This window comes from Roseixanthobacter liquoris (genome assembly GCF_043195135.2).
Classification (GTDB): domain Bacteria; phylum Pseudomonadota; class Alphaproteobacteria; order Rhizobiales; family Xanthobacteraceae; genus NCEH01.
The window spans coordinates 2,761,812-2,779,052 of sequence record NZ_CM195537.1 but is presented as its reverse complement, the minus strand read 5'-3'; the positions used below and the strand labels follow the sequence as shown (position 1 = coordinate 2,779,052).

Here is a 17,241-nt window from a genome sequence, read left to right as displayed (position 1 = left end):
TATATAGGGGCGGCCCTCGCGTATTGAGCATTCAGACGCCACATCACGGAAATTTTCCGTCGGAAACGCTTATGTCCACCCTGCGCACCGCCGACGACATCATCGCGGCCGGCCTCGCCCCCGAGGCGCGGCGGGAGGATCTGACGCGGGTCGGCGCGCGCTATGCGGTGGCCATCACGCCCGATCTCGCGGCGCTGATCGCACAAGACGATCCCGCCGACCCCATCGCGCGCCAGTTCGTGCCGGACCGGGCCGAACTGGATGTGCAGCCGGCGGAATTGGCGGATCCCATCGGCGATGAAGCCCGTTCGCCCGTGCCGGGCATCGTGCACCGCTATCCGGACCGGGTCCTGCTGAAGCTGGTGAGCGTCTGCGCCGTCTATTGCCGCTTCTGCTTCCGCCGCGAGATGGTGGGGCCGGGCGGAGAAACCGCGCTCAGCCCGGCGCAGTTCGACGCGGCCCTGGCCTATATCGCGGCCACCCCGGCGATCTGGGAAGTGATTCTGACGGGCGGCGACCCGTTCATGGTCTCGCCCCGCCGCATGGCCGAGGTGGTCCAGCGTCTCGCAGCCATCGCGCACGTGAAGGTGGTGCGCTTCCACACCCGCGTGCCGATCGCCGCGCCCGAACGGGTCAACGAGGAGCTGATTGCCGCACTCAAGGCGCCGGGCGTCGTCTCCTATGTGGTGGTCCATGCCAATCATGCGCGCGAACTCCAGCCCAGCGTGCGGGCGGCCCTCGCGCGGCTCGTGGAGGCCGGTGTGCCGGTGCTCTCGCAGTCGGTGCTGTTGAAGGGGGTGAACGACGATGCGCAGACGCTCACCGCCCTGTTTCGCGCCCTCGTGGAATGCCGGGTGAAGCCCTATTACCTGCATCATCCAGACCTTGCGCCCGGGACCGCCCATTTCCGATTGCCCATCGCGACCGGAACGGCGCTGATGCGCGCCCTTCGGGGCCGGCTCTCGGGCATTGCGCTGCCGACCTATGTGCTCGACATCCCGGGCGGCTACGGCAAGGTTCCGCTAACCCCCGGATATATCGAGCCCGGCGGCCAAGGGGTGCGGGACCATTGCGGCGGGGTGCATGCTTATCCGCCCGCCGTGGCGGAGCCGGAATAAGGCACCCGGCCGCGCCTGACCGGGCGCTGCGCCCGCGCGTCCCCCTCCTGGGCCAGAGCCCCGACCAACCCCTCAAGGCTCGCCAGATCGTGCACCGGACGGAAGGCATCCACATGGGGCAGCATGGCCCGGATGCCGCGTGCCTTGGGTTCGAAACGATCATAGCGCAGCAAGGGGTTGAGCCAGATCAGCCGATGCCCGGACCGCCGCAGACGATCCATTTCCACCTCCAGCATGGCGTCGGCGTCGCGCTCAAGTCCGTCCGTGATCAGCAGAATGATGGGATTTTGTCCCATCACCCGGCGCGACCAGATCTTGTTGAACGCGCGCAGAGACGCGGCGATGCGCGTGCCTCCGGACCAATCCTGCGCGGCGTGACCCGCCTTCTCCAGCGCCTCGTCCGGATCACGATGGCGCAGCACGCGCGTGACATTGGTCAGCCGCGTGCCGAACAGGAACGTATGCACCCGTCCGCGCCGCTCGGTCAGCGCATGGAGGAAATGCAGCACCGGCCGTGAATAATCCGCCATCGACCCGGAAATATCCACCAACGCGATCACCGGGCGGGGACGCGGGCTCGGCCCGCGCCGGCGCAAGGGCATGAAGGCGCCGCCGCTGGCCAGCGAGGCGCGCAGGGAGGCGCGCAGATCGAACGCGGGGCCCTTTCGATCCGCCTTCAGACGGCGGGTCGATATCTCATCGTCCGGGAAACGCAGGCGGGCGATGCGGCGGCGGGCCAGCGCCAGTTCCTCGGCGCTCATCTGGGCGAAATCCTTGGTGCGCAGCACATCCGCGCTTGAGGCGCTGAACTTGGCCTCAACCTCGATTTCGCTCTTCTTGCTGCGCTGTTCGCGCCCCACGCCGGCGAACAGCGCATCCTCCACCCGCTTGCGGACTTTCGGCTTGTCCTTCGCCTCCGCTCCCGGCGCGGGCGGGGAAAGCATGGCGATCAGCCGCTCCGATTGGGCGCGCCGGCGCCAGAACAGCTGAAACGCCTGGTCAAAAATCTCCTGGTGCTCGTGACGGCTGACGAACACCGCCCGCAACACATGATAGAAATCCTCGCGCGCGCTAATTCCGGCGGCGTCCACCGCCCGAACCGCGTCGAGGACCGTGCCAGGTCCCACCGGCAGGCCCGCCGCGCGGAGCGCGCGGCCGAAATAGGCGATGTTGTGGGAAAGCCGGCCCTCGGTCCCGGCAGCCGGCGCGGTTTCGCTCATTCGCGCGGCCGCAGGGCCTCGCGCGTTTCCGCGATCAGCCGCTCGATCCGCCCGGCATCCGTGCCGGCGATGTCGTCCTGATATTTCAGGAGCACGCCCAGCGTGTCCCCCACCACGGCGGGATCCAGCGCGGCGGCGTCGAGTTCCACAAGGGCCGAGGCCCAATCGAGGGTTTCCGCGACGCCGGGCACCTTGAACACGTCTTCCTTGCGCAGCGCCTGGACAAACGCCACCACCTCCCGCGACAGACGCTCCGGCAAGCCCGGCAGGCGCGCGCGCAGGATGTCCAGTTCGCGTTCGGCGCTCGGATAATCCACCCAATGATAAAGGCAGCGCCGCTTCAGGGCGTCATGGATCTCGCGCGTGCGGTTGGAGGTGAGGATGATCAGCGGCGGATGGGCCGCCCGGATCGTCCCGAGTTCGGGGATCGTCACCTGGAAATCGGACAGCACTTCCAGCAGGAAGGCTTCGAACGCCTCGTCCGTGCGGTCCAGCTCGTCCACCAGGAGAACCGGCGGGCCGGCGGGATCGGGCATCAGCGCATCCAGCAGCGGCCGGCGCAGCAGATAGCGCTCGGAGAAGACATCGGAGGCGATCATCCCCTTGTCGCTTTCCCCCGCCGCCTCGGCAAGACGGATGGCGATCATCTGCGCGGCATAGTTCCATTCATAGACGGCGGCGGAGAGATCGAGCCCCTCGTAGCATTGCAGGCGGATCAGCCGCCGCCCCAGCGCCTTCGCAAGGGTGCGCGCCACCTCCGTCTTGCCGACGCCCGCCTCGCCCTCCAGCAGCAGCGGCCGGCCCATGCGCAGCGCCAGGAACAGCACGGTCGCGAGCGCCCGGTCCGGCACATATCCGGCCGCCCGCAACATGCGATCTGCGGCATCGACGGACGCGGGAAAGGGCGAGACCGGAACGTCGGAAGCAGTCATGGGGCCAGTCTGGTTCATCGGCGTTCATTCTCACCGTTTACGCCGGACCCGGCGGGCTCAGCTCGGCTTCGGCGGAGGCCGCCGGCGGGTGGGCGGGATCTTTGGCGGGGGCGGGCAGAAAGCGGGACAGCCCGTTCAGAAGATAGGCATACATGGCATAATGCGGATCGGCCAAGCTGATGAGCGCGGAGATCGCCGCCGAACCGGTGAACAGCAGCAGTGGCAGGTATTTTGGCCGAGGCTGCACCTTCCGCGCCGGCGGCGTTTCGAGCTTCACCAGCAACATCGAAAGAAGGCCCAGAATCATCATGTTGGCGGCATACAGCCAGACCGCCGGTGCAAACTGGCCATAATGGCCGACCACGCTCGACGAGAACGGCACGCTGGTAATGAAGAACAGATAGAACAGCCATATGCGCCCGCACAGATGGGACACTTCCTCGCCCTTGTGGCGCAGGCTGATGTTGCCGCGCCACAGCGCGGCGAGCACGAAGAAGCTGATGAGGTAGGTGACATATTCCGCCCCCAGGGTGCGCAGATGCGCCACGAGATCGGCCGAACTGCCGATGGGCAGATCGTCCGGCAGGCGAATTTCCAGCACCAGGAGCGTCATCGCGAAGGCAAAAATGCCGTCGGTAAGCGCGTCGATCCGCGTTGCAGGCAAGGTTCTCATCGGGTCCAATACGGCCGGCGCGGGGTCATCCGCTCTCCCCCGACGAAGGCGGGACGAGAGCAAGGCGAACGCGGCCCTTCTCCTTTCCGGACCAGCATCCTACAGACCTGCGCCCGGCGGAAGTTCCGGCGCCTCTCGCGCCGGGCCCCGAGCCGCATCACGACGCATCAGCCGGCGATCGCCGCCACCGCGCGCTTGGCCATCACCTTGACGAGTTGCGCGCGATATTCCGCGCCGCCGTGCAGGTCCGCCATCACGTCGGAGGGATCGAGCGTCAGCGCGTCCAGCGCCGCCGGGGAGAAATCCGCCGCCAGGGCCGCTTCCGCATCGCTCCAGCGGAAAACGCCGCCCTGCCCGGCTCCGGTCACCGCGACCCGCACGTCGCCGTCGCGCGCCGCCACGAACACGCCGGCCATGGCATAGCGCGAGGCTGGATTGCGGAACTTGCGGTAGGCGGCACGCGCGCCGACGGGGAATTCCACCGCCAGAATCACTTCATCCTCGGCCAGGGCGGTTTCAAACAGGCCGGTGAAAAAATCCTCGGCCGCGATGCGGCGGGCACTGGTGACGATGGTGGCGCCCAGCGCGAGACAGGCGGCGGGATAATCGGCGGTCGGATCATTATTCGCGATCGACCCGCCGATGGTGCCGCGATTGCGCACCGCCGGATCGCCGATGAGGCCTGCAAGCTCGGCCAATGCGGGGATAGCCTCCGCCACCATGGGCGAGGCCGCGACATCCGCATGGCGCGTCATGGCGCCGATGGTCAGAAAATACTGGCTATGCTCGATGCGGCTCAGCGCGGGAATGGCGGCGAGATCCACCAGGGCCGAGGGCTGGGCAAGCCGCTGCTTGAGGGTCGGCAGCAGGGTCTGACCGCCCGCGAGCAGCTTCACGTCCTCGCCGGCGCGCAATGCGGCGAGGGCTTCATCCAGGCCGGCGGGGCGCTGATAATCGAAGGCATACATGGTGCGTCTCCCTCACTCGGCCGCGCGGCGGGCGATCTGGCCCTGCGCGATCTTCCACAACGTCGCGGGCGTCGCCGGCATGGGAATATCCTCCGTCCCCAGCGCGTCCGTCAAAGCATTGATGACCGCCGGCGGCGCGGCGATGGCGCCCGCCTCCCCGCAGCCCTTCATGCCGAGCGGATTGGAGGGGCAGCGGGTTTCCGTCAGGCCGACAACGAACGAGGGCAGGTCGCCGGCCCTGGGCATGGTGTAGTCCATGTAGGAGCCGGTCAAAAGCTGACCGTCGGCATCATAGCGCACGCCCTCCAGCAGCGCCTGGCCGACGCCCTGGGCAATGCCGCCGTGCACCTGCCCTTCCACGATCAGCGGATTGATGACGGACCCGAAATCGTCCACGGCGACCCATTTGACGATTTCCGTCGTCCCGGTCTCGGGATCCACCTCCAGTTCGCAGATATGGCAGCCGGCGGGGAAGGTGAAATTGACGGGGTCGTAGAACGCCCCTTCCTTCAGGCCCGGCTCGATCTCCGAGGTGGGGAATTTGTGCGCGACATAAGCGTTCAGCGCCACCGCGGCGAAGGCGAGCGAACGGTCGGTGCCGCTGACGGTGAAATGGCCGTCCTTGAACTCGATGTCGCCTTCCGAGGCTTCCAGGATATGGGCGGCGATCTTCTTCGCTTTGGCCTCCACCTTGTCGAGGGCCTTGGAGATGGCGGACATGCCCACCGCGCCGGAGCGCGACCCATAGGTCCCCATGCCGAACTGCACCTTGTCGGTGTCGCCATGGACGATGGTCACATGGTCGATGGGAATGCCGAGGCGGGCGGAAACCAGCTGGGCGAACGTGGTTTCATGCCCCTGGCCGTGGCTGTGGGAGCCGGTGAGCACCTCCACATTGCCGGTGGGATTCACGCGCACCTCGGCGCTTTCCCAGAGGCCGACACCGGCACCCAGCGAACCCACGGCTGCGGAAGGGGCGATGCCGCAGGCTTCGATATAATTGGAAAGCCCTATGCCGCGCAGCTTGCCGCGCCGGGCGGCTTCCGCCTTGCGGGCGGGAAAATTGGCATAATCCGAAAGTTCCAGCGCCTTATCGAGCGAAGCCGCGTATCCGCCGATGTCGTAGGAGAGGATCACCGGCGTCTGATGCGGGAAGCTGGTGATGAAATTGCGCCGCCGGAATTCGGCCGAATCCTGGCCGATCTCCCGCGCCGCCTTCTCGACGATGCGCTCCACCAGGAAGGTCGCCTCCGGCCGCCCGGCGCCGCGATAGGCGTCCACCGGCGCGGTGTTGGTATAGACCGCATCCACCTCGCAATAGATGGCCGGAATGTCGTACTGGCCGGACAGCAGCGTCGCATAGAGATAGGTCGGCACGCACGAGGCAAAGGTGGAGAGATAGGCCCCCATGTTGGCGGTGGTCTTGACCCGGAAGCCGATGATCTTGCCCGCGCCATCCAGCGCCAGTTCGCCATGGGTGATGTGATCGCGCCCGTGGGCGTCGCACAGGAAGGCCTCCGAGCGATCGCAGGTCCATTTCACCGGCCGCCCGACCCGCTTGGACGCCCAGGCGCACACCGTCTCTTCCGCATAGATGAAGATCTTGGAACCGAAGCCGCCGCCCACGTCCGGGGCGATCACCCGCAGCTTGTTTTCCGGCGCAAGCCCGACGAAGGCGGACAACACGAGCCGCGCCACATGGGGGTTCTGGCTGGTGGTCCAGAGCGTGTAGGCCTCGTCGCCCGCATCATATTCGCCGATCGCCGCGCGCGGCTCCATGGGATTGGGTGCGAGGCGATTGTTGACGAGGTCGATGGTCGTCACATGGGCGGCGCGGGCGAAGGCGGCCTCGGTGGCGGCCTTGTCGCCCAATTCCCATTCAAACGCGGTGTTGTGGGGCGCCTCGTCGTGAATCTGCGCCGTGCCGGCGGCCTGCGCCGATCCCAGATCCGCGGCGGCGGGCAGCACTTCGTAATCCACCGCGATGGCGGCGGCGGCGTCCTTGGCGGCGTTCAGCGTCTCGCCGATCACCACCGCCACATGGTCGCCCACGTAGCGCACCTTGTCCTTGGCGAGGGCCGCGTGATGGCCCGCCTTCATGGGCGATCCGTCCTTGGAATGGATCATCCAGCCGCAGATCAGCCCGCGAATCCCGTCATGCGCCAGATCCTGGCCGGTGAGGATGGCGACCACGCCCGGCATGCCCGCAGCGGCGGACGTATCGATGCCGCGAATGCGCGCATGGGCATAAGGCGAGCGCAGGAAATAGGCGTGCGCCTGACCCGGCCGGGCGAGATCGTCGGTATAGCGGCCCTTGCCGGTGATGAAGCGGCGGTCTTCCTTGCGGCGCACCGGCGCGCCGAGCGGCGTCACCTTGCTGGTATCGAAGCTGTTGGCGTTCATGGCGTCCTCCCTGGGGGACTGGCGAAACGGAACTCCGGGCAGCGCGCTCGCGTCTTGGCGGCGAGCGTCGCGGCCCCGGGCATTCGGACAATCGGGCCGCGGCCCGGCACGTCGCGCAGTGGCGCTATTCGGCGGCGTGCTTCAGGGCGCCGCCCATGGCCTGCGCGCCCGCTTCCACCGCCTTGACGATATTGTGATAGCCGGTGCAGCGGCACAGGTTGCCGTCGAGATGGGCACGGATCGTCGCTTCGTCGAGATCGGCGCCGTGGTGCGCCACGAGGTCGAGCGCGGTCATGATCATGCCCGGCGTGCAGAAGCCGCATTGCAGGCCGTGATGCTCGCGGAAGGCCTCCTGCATGGGATGGAGGGTCGCCCCGTCGGCGATGCCCTCGATGGTGGTGACGGCATGGCCGTCCGCCTGCACGGCCAGCATGGTGCAGGACTTCACCGCAGCGCCATCCAGATGCACCACGCAGGCCCCGCATTGGCTGGTGTCGCAGCCCACATGGGTTCCCGTCAGCAACAGGTTCTCCCGCAGGAATTGGACAAGCAGCGTTCGCGGCTCGACATCCGCGGAAACCGCCCGGCCGTTCACTGTGATGGCAATTTGCGTCATCCGCGTCCTCCCGCAGTGGGCGTAACGCCCGTGCTCACGCGCTTTGGCCCACCCGCACCTTTTATTGCTTCCAGTGTGGGTCGGCCAAGGCGACGCGGTCAAGGGCGATCGCTCCCGTCCGGGGGCGAATCCGGATGGGACGCGCTGGCCCCGTGCGGGCCGGTGCGGCAGGATGAAAATGATGTGACGCAGGCGCCAGCAGGTGTTGCGCCATGCCGCGCCTGTGGGAAACTCGCCCCGACGCACGCAAGGCCCGGTAGCCATTTGTCTCCCGCCACCACCCGCGCTATGAGTTGAATGGAAAAGCGCCCAAACTCCAGGCACGATCAAGAAATAGGCGCACTCGAACACAGGGGCATCGGACGGATGGATATCTTCCTCCAGCAGCTCATCAACGGGCTGACGCTCGGCTCCATCTACGGTCTCATCGCCATCGGCTACACGATGGTCTTCGGCATCATCGGCATGGTGAACTTCGCCCATGGCGACGTGTTCATGGTGTCGAGCTTCATCGGCCTCACCTGTTTCCTGCTGCTGACGACCGTGCTCGGAATCAGCTCGGTATTCCTGGTGCTGGCGATCGTGCTCGTGGTGGCCATGATCTTCACCGGCCTCGTGAGCTGGAGCATCGAGCGCCTCGCCTATCGCCCGCTGCGTGGCTCGTTCCGGCTGGCGCCCATGATCTCGGCCATCGGCATGTCGATCCTGCTCTCGAATTTCGTGCAGGTCGCCCAGGGCCCGCGCAACAAATCGATCCCGCCTCTGGTGACCGACGTGATCGTGCTGATCGACCGCGACGGCTATCAGGTCACCCTCGCCTACAAGCAATTGATCATCATGGCGGTGACCGCCATATGCCTCGGCATCTTCTGGTTCCTGGTGCAGAAAACCTCGCTCGGCCGCGCCCAGCGGGCGTGCGAGCAGGATCGCAAGATGGCGGCGCTGCTCGGCGTGGACGTGGACCGCACCATCTCGCTCACCTTCATCATCGGCGCCGCCCTGGCCGCCGTGGCGGGCACCATGTACCTGATGAATTATGGCGTCGTGAACTTCTCGGATGGCTTCGTTCCGGGCGTGAAGGCGTTCACGGCGGCGGTCCTCGGCGGCATCGGCTCGCTGCCCGGCGCGGTGCTGGGCGGCCTGCTCATCGGCCTGATCGAGACGTTCTGGTCCGCCTATTTCACCATCGAGTACAAAGACGTGGCCGCCTTCTCCATCCTCGCCATCACGCTCATCTTCATGCCCCAGGGCCTGCTCGGCCGGCCGGAAGTGGAGAAGGTCTGATGCAGGCCGGTGTGTCTGCGGGAAGCCGCGAGGCCGTGCTGCCGGTCGCGCTGAAGGACGCCGCCATCAGCGCCGTGCTCACCTTCCTCGTCCTGACGCCGCTGGTGGGGCTGCGGGCCACGGAGGATTCCGGGGGCCCGCTGATCCTCACCTACCGGTTCGGCCTGGTTCTGATCTTCGCCGCCATCGTCGCGGTGTTGCGCTTCGTGCTCCACCTCACGCTGTGGCGGCCGGGTCGGATCAAGGGCGGCGGCAATACGGCGCTTGCGGCCATTGCCGACAAGGCGGAACCCTTCGCAAAGCCGGTATTCTTTGCATTCGCCATCGCCTTCCCCGCGCTGGCCGTGCTCGGCGCCGGGGACCTCGGTGCGAGCCGCTATTACATCGACCTCGGCATCTACATCATGACCTATGTGATGCTGGGCTGGGGCCTCAACATCGTGGTGGGCCTCGCGGGGCTGCTGGACCTCGGCTATGTCGCCTTCTACGCCGTCGGCGCCTATGCCTTCGCCCTGCTCTCCACCAGCGTGCCGTTGAACGATTTCCTCGCCGGCCATCTCGGCGAAGGCTTCTGGGCCGCCTGGGCGTTCTGGCTGTGCCTGCCCATCTCCGGCCTGCTGGCGGGCTTCTGGGGCCTGATCCTCGGCTTTCCGGTGCTGCGGCTGCGGGGCGATTATCTCGCCATCGTCACGCTGGCCTTCGGCGAGATCATCCGCCTGGTGCTGATCAATTGGGTGGATCTGACCAATGGCGGGGCGGGCATCTCCTCCATCCCCGCCATCACCTTCTTCGGCATTCCCTTCACGGCGGGTGACGACGGGTTCGCGGCGCTGTTCGGCCTGCCGTTCAACGCGATGCACCGCATCATCTTTCTCTATTTCGTGATTCTCGGCCTCGCCGCCCTCACTGCCCTCGCCACCGTGCGCTTGCGGCGCATGCCGGTGGGCCGCGCCTGGGAGGCGCTGCGGGAAGACGAGATCGCCTGCCGCTCGCTCGGCATCAACACCACGCTCACCAAGCTGACTGCGTTTTCCATCGGCGCCATGTTCGGCGGCTTTGCCGGCGCCTTCTTCGCGGTGCGGGTGAGGTTCGTCTCGCCGGAATCCTTCACCTTCATGGAATCGGCGGTGATACTGGCGATCGTGGTGCTGGGGGGAATGGGCTCCCAGATGGGCGTTGCCGCCTCGGCGATCCTGCTCATCGGCGGCATGGAATTGCTGCGCAACCTCACCTTCCTGAAGGACCCCTGGCTGCTTGGACCGGATTTCGACCCCACCCTCTATCGCATGCTGATCTTCGGCTTCGCCATGGTTGCGGTCATGGTCTGGCGGCCGCGCGGCCTGGTCTCCAGCCGCCTGGCCACAATCTTCCTCAAGGAGCGCAAGAAGGTATCCGGCGATCTCGTGAAGGAGGGCCACGGATGAGGCCCTGGGAGAGCGACCCCATCCTTCTGGTGGACCACCTGAGCATGCGGTTCGGCGGCCTCGTCGCCGTCGGCGACGTTTCGCTGCGGGCGGGACGGGGGGACATCACCGCCGTCATCGGCCCCAATGGCGCCGGCAAGACGACGGTTTTCAACTGCATCACCGGCTTCTACAAGCCGAGTTCGGGCCGGCTCGCGCTCGCCCATGGCGGGGCGCCGAGCGCGGCCGAGATCGACGCCTTGACCCGCAACGGCCTTGCCGCCGCGCGCACGAAAGCCGGCGCCCTGTTCCTGCTGGAGCGTTTGCCGGACTATAAGGTCGCCTCCCAGGCCAAGGTCGCCCGCACGTTCCAGAACATTCGTCTGTTCTCGGGCATGACGGTGCTGGAAAACCTGCTGGTGGCCCAGCACATGAGCCTGACCGAAACCGGACTGCTCTCCCCATCCGCGCTCCTGAACCTGCCGAGCTGGCGGCGGCGGGAAAAGCAGGCGGTGGACCGTGCGCTGCACTGGCTGGAACGCATCGCTCTGGTGGACCGCGCGGACGACCCGGCGGGCGATCTGCCCTACGGCGACCAGCGGCGGCTGGAGATTGCCCGGGCCATGTGTTCCGAACCCGCACTCCTGTGCCTGGATGAGCCGGCCGCCGGGCTGAACCCGCGCGAATCCGCGGCCCTGAACGCCCTGCTCCTGGCGATCCGGCAGGAGAAGACGTCCGTGTTGCTGATCGAGCACGACATGTCGGTGGTGATGGAGATTTCCGACCACGTCATCGTGCTGGAATACGGCCGCAAGATCGCCGACGGCACGCCCGCCGAGGTGCGCTCCGACCCGCGCGTCATCGCCGCCTATCTAGGCGTGGACGAGGATGCGGTCGACCAGGTGGAAGCGGAGGTGGGCCCATGAGCGCCCTGCTCTCGCTTGCCGGGGTGAAGACCTTCTACGGCAAGATCATGGCCCTGCGCGGCGTCGATCTGGAGGTGAACGAAGGCGAGATCGTCACGCTCATCGGCGCGAACGGCGCGGGCAAGTCCACCCTCATGATGACCATCTGCGGCGCCCCGCGCGCCCAGGAAGGCACCATCGTGTTCGCCGGGCAGGACATCACGCGCCTGCCGACCCACGAAATCATGCGGCTGAACATCGCCCAGTCGCCGGAGGGGCGGCGCATCTTTCCGCGCATGAGCGTGTACGAGAACCTGCAAATGGGCGCCGCGCTCTCCGGCGGGGTGCATTTCGCGCAGGATCTGGAACGCATGTTCGAGATGTTCCCGCGCCTCAAGGAGCGTCTGCACCAGCGCGGCGGCACGCTCTCCGGCGGCGAGCAGCAGATGCTGGCGATCGCCCGCGCGCTCATGAGCCGGCCGCGCCTGCTGCTGCTGGACGAGCCCTCCCTCGGCCTCGCGCCGCTCGTGGTGCGGCAGATCTTCGATGTGATCCGCGATCTGAACCAGACCGAGGGACTGACCGTGTTCCTGGTGGAGCAGAACGCCTATCACGCGCTCAAGCTCGCCCATCGCGGCTATGTTCTGGTGAACGGCGCCATCACCATGGCGGGCACGGGGCGCGATCTGCTCGAGCGGCCCGAGGTGAAGGCCGCCTATCTTGAAGGAGGCGCGTGAGCCATGGCGAACCTGCCGCATCCTGGCCGCCCCTCCTCCCCCATGATCCTGCTGCCGGTGCTTGCGCTTGTGGCGATGGCGGTGCTCTTCCTCGCGCGCCCGAGCGCGGTGGTGGAAGTCTCCACGGGCGATTTCATGCTGGTGACGCTGTTTCTCGGCGGGGGCGCGGCCTGGCTCACCGGGCGGGCGGTGGCGAACGGGTGGAAGCCGTTCGCCCTCGTGCTCGCTTATTCCCTGTTGCTGACGGCGGCGGTGCGCTTCTGCCATTTCGCCTTGTTCAAGGGCACGCTGTTCGCGCTCGACTATTATCTCGTGGAAGCGGTGCTGCTGTTCGCCATCGCAACCCTCGGCTTCCGGTCGGTGCGCAAGCAGCAGATGACCGTGCGCTACGATTGGCTCTACGAATCTGCCGGCCCGCTGTCCTGGCGCAACAAGGCCGGCACGAATGAAGCGGCGTGATCCATTTGGCGTGTCGACAGGGAACGGGAAACCGGCACAATGTCAGCCGGACGCACGCTCTGCCGGCGCGGTGAAGGTCTTCGTCGCCCGGTATAACCAGAGGAGAACAGGATGAGGAAGCTGTTACTTGCCGGCCTCGCGGTCGGTGCCGGCCTCGCCCTCGCGGCGGCCGGAACTGCTGCCTACGCGCAGGCGCCTCTCAAGATGGGCGCGGGTGGTCCGATGACCGGCCCGAATGCCGCTTTCGGCGCGCAGATCAAGACCGGCGTCGAACAGGCGGTGGCGGACATCAACGCCGCCGGCGGCATCAACGGCCAGAAGATCGAACTTTCGATCGGCGACGACGCCTCCAAGCCCGAGCAGGGCAAGTCGGCGGCCAACAAGTTCATCTCCGACGGCGTGAAATACGTGGTCGGCCACTTCAATTCGGGCGTCTCGATCCCGACCTCGACGGATTATGAGGAAGCCGGCGTTCTCCAGATCAGCCCGGCCTCCACGAACCCGCAGTTCACCGAGCGCAAGATGTGGAACACGTTCCGCACCTGCGGCCGCGACGACCAGCAGGGCGCGGTTGCGGGCGACTACATCGTCGCCAATTTCAAGGACAAGAAGGTCGCCATCGTCCACGACAAGACCCCCTACGGGAAGGGCCTTGCCGACGAAACCCAGAAGGCCATGAACAAGGGCGGCGTCAAGGAAGTGCTCTATGAGGGCATCAATCCTGGCGAGAAGGACTATTCCGCCCTCGTCTCCAAGCTCAAGGCCGCGGGCGTCGATCTCGTCTATTACGGCGGGCTGCATCCGGAAGCCGGCCTGCTGGTGCGCCAGATGCGCGACCAGGGCCTGAAGAGCGTCCTGTTCTCCGGCGACGGCATCACGGACAAGGAGTTCTGGTCCATCGCCGGGCCCGGCGCCGCCGGCACGCTGATGACCTTCGGCCCCGATCCGCGCAAGAACCCCGCCGCGAAGGAAGTGGTGGACCGGTTCAAGGCCAAGGGCGTCGATCCGGAAGGCTATGTCCTCTATTCCTATGCCGCTGTGCAGATCATCAAGCAGGCGGCCGAGGCCACCAAGTCCACCGACCCGAAGAAGATCGCCGACTACATGCATTCCGGCGCGACCTTCCAGACCGTGCTTGGCCCGCTCTCCTTCGACAAGAAGGGCGACATCACGAAGAAGGATTATGTCGTCTATATCTGGAAGGACGGGGCTTACAGCGAGATCTGACCGCGCTGCGGTCATTTTGTGAAAGGCCCGCGCTCCGGCGCGGGCCTTTTTTCATGGGTGCCGCGCCCTGGATGCCGCCGCACCGACAAGGGAAAACGCCATGTTGAAAATCTGGGGACGCCTCAACTCCACCAATGTGAAGAAAGTGGTTTGGGTCGCACGGGAATTGAACCTGCCGTTCGAGCACACCAATGCCGGCGGTGCGTTCGGCCTCGTGAACGAACCGGACTATCGCGCGCTGAACCCCAACGGCCTTGTGCCCTGCGTGGAGCACGACGGCTTGGTGTTGTGGGAATCCAACGCCGTCGTGCGTTATCTCGCGGCCCGCTACGGAGCCGGCACGCTGTGGCCGGAAGACCCGGCGATCCGCGCCATCGGCGACAAATGGATGGATTGGACCTCCACCTCGTTTGCCGGGCCGTTCCGCGATGTGTTTTGGAACCTCGTCCGGCTTGCCCCGGAGCAGCGCGACATGGGGGCTGTGGAAAAGGGCATTGCCACCTGCGCCGACCTGCTGGCGCGCGTGGACGCGGCGCTCGCACACCAGCCCTATCTTTCGGGTGACGCGTTCGCCATGGGGGACATTCCGCTCGGCTGCTTCGCCTATGGCTGGTTCGAACTGTCCTTCGCCCGCCCGCCGATGCCGCATCTGGAAGCGTGGTATGAGCGGCTGAAAGACCGCCCGGCCTATTGCGAGGCGGTCATGACGCCGCTCACCTGAGCGCCTCAGCCGATGGTGGACAGGGCCGGGAACGTCTCGATCAGCCAATAGGAGACGCTGGCGATCCAGCCCGACATGAAGGCGATGCCGGTGAGCACCAGCATCGCCCCCATCACCTTCTCCATCACCGGCAGAAGACGGCGCATGTGGCGCAGGCCATCCAGGAACGGCCGCACCGCCACCGCCGCCAGCAGGAACGGCACGCCGAGGCCGGCGGAATAGATCGCCAGCAGGCCCGCGCCCTTCGCGACCGTCGCCTCCGATCCGGCCACCGCCAGGATCGCGCCCAGCACCGGCCCGAGGCACGGGGTCCAGCCGAAGGCAAAGGCGAGGCCCATCACGAACGCGCCCCACAGGCCGGTGGGTTCGTTCACATGCGGCCGGGCGGTGCGCGACAGCAGATGGATCTTGAACACGCCCAGAAAATTCAGCCCCATCACGATGATCGCGATGCCGGCGATGATGGACAGCACTTCCTGGTGCGCGCGCAGCACCTCGCCCACCGCCGAGGCGCCGGCCCCCAATGCGACGAACACCACGGTAAAGCCGCTCACGAACAGCAGCGCGCCGAAAATCGCGCGGCGCCCCACCTGCTGCAGCGGTTCGGCCTTCGAGAGATCCTCCAGCGTCGCGCCGCCGAGGAAGCACAGATAAGGCGGCACCAGAGGCAGGACGCAGGGGGACAGGAAACTCGCGAGGCCCGCGGCGAAAGCGGCAGGCAGCGTGACATCGGCCATGGGAGGGTTGCACCCTTCGTACGCGAAACCGCACCCCGCGCGTCGCAAGCCGGCGGAGCTTTCGCCGCCTGTCATGGGCCGGAACGGCGCCACCGCACAAGAGGGCGCGGACCTTGCCTCCCGGCCATGTGATCCGCCTCTTTGCCGCACGCGCCGCCCGTGGACGAGGGGCCGGACCGGCCGGCGCGCGCCTTTGCGGGAAGCGCACGGAGGATCGGTTTGGGAAGACGCGACGCCCCAATGAGATAGCGTTTTCCCGATTCCCTGAAACCGGGAAACCCTCTAGAGCTTAGGTACGATCCCGCTGGCCCGGACGCGACATGCTCAACCTCCTCACCGATGTGCCGGGCCTCCAGGTTGGGAACGCGACCGACCTCAAGCTGGGATCCGGCGTCACGGCGGTGCTGTGCGATGTGCCGACCATCGCCGCGGTGGATGTGCGCGGCGGCAGCCCCGGCACGCGCGAAACCGATCTCCTCGCGCCCGGCGCCAGCGTTCAGCACGTGGATGCCCTGTTCCTGTCCGGCGGCTCGGCCTTCGGCCTCGATGCGGGCTCTGGCATCATGTCCTGGCTGGCGGAACAGGGGCGCGGGCACCCGGTGGGCTCGGTGCGGGTGCCCATCGTCCCCGGCGCGATCCTGTTCGATCTCCTCAATGGCGGCGACAAGGCCTGGGGCCGCCATTCGCCCTATGCCGCCCTTGGCTATGAGGCGGCGGCGACGGCGCGCGCCGGTCGCTTCGCCCTCGGCTCCGTCGGCGCCGGCACCGGCGCGACAACGGCCCACGTGAAGGGCGGGTTGGGCTCGGCGTCCGCCATCACGCCGGGCGGGCACGTGGTCGGCGCCCTGGTGGCCGTGAATGCGGTGGGCAGCCCGCTGATCGGGACCGGACCCCACCTGCGCGCGGCACCGTTCGAGCGCGATGCCGAGTTCGGCGGGCGCGGCATGCCGCAGCATTGGCCCGACGATGCCTCGGCGCTCGCCATGAAGGGGGCCATGCCGCGCGCCAACACCACCATCGCGGTGGTGGCCACCGATGCCGTGCTCACGCGCGCGCAGGCCCGGGCCTTCGCTGTGATGGCGCAGGACGGCTTGGCTCTGTCGCTGTTTCCGGTACACACACAGCTCGATGGCGATTGCGTCTTCGCCCTGGCGACGGGGCGCAAGGACCTCGACCCCATCCGCCATGCGGAGGCCGAGCTTGGCGCAACCGCCGCCTGCGTTCTGGCGCGCGCGGTCGGGCGCGCCATATTCGAGGCCACCACCTTGCCCTATCCCGGTGCCCAGGCCGCCTGGCGCGACCGCTTCCGCTGAAGGACACCCGATGCCCCGCCTCCCTTCCATCCGCCCGATCCGGCACGACAATGACGACGCGCCCCGGCTGTCCGGCCTTCTGGCGATCATCTTCTGGTGCGCCTGCGGCATCACGGCCGTGCCGCTTGCCGGCATCTTCACGCTGATCTCGGTGCTCGGCCCGCAGGCAGCCTGGTCGGCCATCGCAGATTCGCTGTCCGCTCCCGGCGCTTCCTCGCAGATGCTGCGGTTTGGCCTGTTTCCGCAGGTCGTGCTGTTCGTTTGGGCGATCGGCTTCGTGATCCTGACGGTGCGACGCGCGGCGCGCACGCGCTCCCTTGCGTCGGTCGTTCTGGTGGCATGGCTGATCGTGACCGCCTTCAGCCAGTTCGCCATCCGCGATCTCCTGGCGCCCGATGGCCTGACCGTGGGCGACCTCGCCGCCCTGCTCCCCGCCCTGCTCGCGCAAGGCGTGGGGGTCGCGGGTTTCGTCGGCTACATGCGCGAGGGCGAGCGTCCGCGCCGCTATTACGGGGCCTGAACGGC

The 17,241-nt window shown here is 67.1% G+C and carries 17 protein-coding genes; 10 read left to right on the top strand and 7 right to left on the bottom strand.

Going from position 1 to position 17,241, the window contains the following annotated elements:
- Window positions 1-71 precede the first annotated feature (71 nt).
- Window positions 72-1,118 carry a lysine-2,3-aminomutase-like protein gene (locus V5F84_RS12445; protein ID WP_394045695.1) on the top strand — a complete coding sequence of 349 codons (1,047 nt, stop codon included), beginning with the start codon at window positions 72-74 and terminating at the stop codon, window positions 1,116-1,118.
- On the opposite strand, the gene V5F84_RS12440 is transcribed toward V5F84_RS12445, so the two are convergent.
- From V5F84_RS12440 to V5F84_RS12415, 6 genes are all read right to left on the bottom strand, one after another.
- Window positions 1,088-2,338, bottom strand: coding sequence for a vWA domain-containing protein (locus tag V5F84_RS12440; protein WP_394045696.1), 1,251 nt, complete (start codon window positions 2,336-2,338; stop codon window positions 1,088-1,090). The two genes, V5F84_RS12445 and V5F84_RS12440, sit on opposite strands and share 31 nt — an antisense overlap.
- Complete coding sequence (locus V5F84_RS12435; protein ID WP_394045697.1) at window positions 2,335-3,270, bottom strand: AAA family ATPase; 936 nt, start codon at window positions 3,268-3,270, stop codon at window positions 2,335-2,337. Before V5F84_RS12435 ends, V5F84_RS12440 begins: the two co-directional genes overlap by 4 nt.
- Before the next feature lie 37 nt (window positions 3,271-3,307).
- Window positions 3,308-3,934 carry a TMEM175 family protein gene (locus V5F84_RS12430; protein WP_394045698.1) on the bottom strand — a complete coding sequence of 209 codons (627 nt, stop codon included), beginning with the start codon at window positions 3,932-3,934 and terminating at the stop codon, window positions 3,308-3,310.
- A gap of 176 nt (window positions 3,935-4,110) precedes the next feature.
- A complete protein-coding gene (locus tag V5F84_RS12425) occupies window positions 4,111-4,911 on the bottom strand; it encodes an FAD binding domain-containing protein (RefSeq protein WP_394045699.1) in 801 nt (266 codons plus the stop codon).
- Between the two features lie 12 nt (window positions 4,912-4,923).
- Window positions 4,924-7,314, bottom strand: coding sequence for a xanthine dehydrogenase family protein molybdopterin-binding subunit (locus V5F84_RS12420; RefSeq protein ID WP_394045700.1), 2,391 nt, complete (start codon window positions 7,312-7,314; stop codon window positions 4,924-4,926).
- Window positions 7,315-7,438: 124 nt separating this feature from the next.
- On the bottom strand, window positions 7,439-7,930 hold the full coding sequence (locus V5F84_RS12415) for a (2Fe-2S)-binding protein (protein WP_394045701.1): 492 nt from the start codon (window positions 7,928-7,930) through the stop codon (window positions 7,439-7,441).
- A 366-nt stretch (window positions 7,931-8,296) separates the two neighbouring features.
- Between V5F84_RS12415 and V5F84_RS12410 the strand changes: the two genes are divergently transcribed.
- The 7 genes from V5F84_RS12410 to V5F84_RS12380 all read left to right on the top strand — a co-directional run bounded on the left by V5F84_RS12410 (window position 8,297) and on the right by V5F84_RS12380 (window position 14,666).
- Window positions 8,297-9,214: a branched-chain amino acid ABC transporter permease gene (locus V5F84_RS12410; protein ID WP_394045702.1), complete on the top strand. Its 918-nt coding sequence runs from the start codon at window positions 8,297-8,299 to the stop codon at window positions 9,212-9,214.
- Window positions 9,214-10,638: a high-affinity branched-chain amino acid ABC transporter permease LivM gene (livM, locus tag V5F84_RS12405; protein WP_394045703.1), complete on the top strand. Its 1,425-nt coding sequence runs from the start codon at window positions 9,214-9,216 to the stop codon at window positions 10,636-10,638. Before V5F84_RS12410 ends, livM begins: the two co-directional genes overlap by 1 nt.
- Window positions 10,635-11,543 (top strand): ABC transporter ATP-binding protein, encoded by a 909-nt coding sequence (locus V5F84_RS12400; protein ID WP_394045705.1) that lies wholly within the window; start codon window positions 10,635-10,637, stop codon window positions 11,541-11,543. The genes livM and V5F84_RS12400 overlap by 4 nt, the downstream gene beginning before the upstream one ends.
- A complete protein-coding gene (locus V5F84_RS12395) occupies window positions 11,540-12,259 on the top strand; it encodes an ABC transporter ATP-binding protein (RefSeq protein ID WP_394045707.1) in 720 nt (239 codons plus the stop codon). Before V5F84_RS12400 ends, V5F84_RS12395 begins: the two co-directional genes overlap by 4 nt.
- Before the next feature lie 3 nt (window positions 12,260-12,262).
- Window positions 12,263-12,718, top strand: coding sequence for a DUF6867 family protein (locus V5F84_RS12390; RefSeq protein ID WP_394045709.1), 456 nt, complete (start codon window positions 12,263-12,265; stop codon window positions 12,716-12,718).
- 111 nt (window positions 12,719-12,829) lie between these two features.
- Window positions 12,830-13,945 (top strand): branched-chain amino acid ABC transporter substrate-binding protein, encoded by a 1,116-nt coding sequence (locus V5F84_RS12385; RefSeq protein ID WP_394045711.1) that lies wholly within the window; start codon window positions 12,830-12,832, stop codon window positions 13,943-13,945.
- Window positions 13,946-14,045: 100 nt separating this feature from the next.
- Window positions 14,046-14,666: a glutathione S-transferase gene (locus V5F84_RS12380; RefSeq protein ID WP_394045713.1), complete on the top strand. Its 621-nt coding sequence runs from the start codon at window positions 14,046-14,048 to the stop codon at window positions 14,664-14,666.
- Window positions 14,667-14,671: 5 nt separating this feature from the next.
- Here V5F84_RS12380 and V5F84_RS12375 read toward each other — a convergent pair whose 3' ends face one another.
- On the bottom strand, window positions 14,672-15,403 hold the full coding sequence (locus V5F84_RS12375; protein ID WP_394045715.1) for a cytochrome c biogenesis CcdA family protein: 732 nt from the start codon (window positions 15,401-15,403) through the stop codon (window positions 14,672-14,674).
- 320 nt (window positions 15,404-15,723) lie between these two features.
- Here V5F84_RS12375 and V5F84_RS12370 point away from each other — a divergent pair, with 320 nt between their 5' ends.
- Both V5F84_RS12370 and V5F84_RS12365 read left to right on the top strand, forming a co-directional pair.
- On the top strand, window positions 15,724-16,716 hold the full coding sequence (locus tag V5F84_RS12370) for a P1 family peptidase (protein ID WP_394045717.1): 993 nt from the start codon (window positions 15,724-15,726) through the stop codon (window positions 16,714-16,716).
- A gap of 10 nt (window positions 16,717-16,726) precedes the next feature.
- On the top strand, window positions 16,727-17,236 hold the full coding sequence (locus V5F84_RS12365) for a hypothetical protein (RefSeq protein WP_394045719.1): 510 nt from the start codon (window positions 16,727-16,729) through the stop codon (window positions 17,234-17,236).
- The last annotated feature ends 5 nt before the right edge of the window (window positions 17,237-17,241 follow it).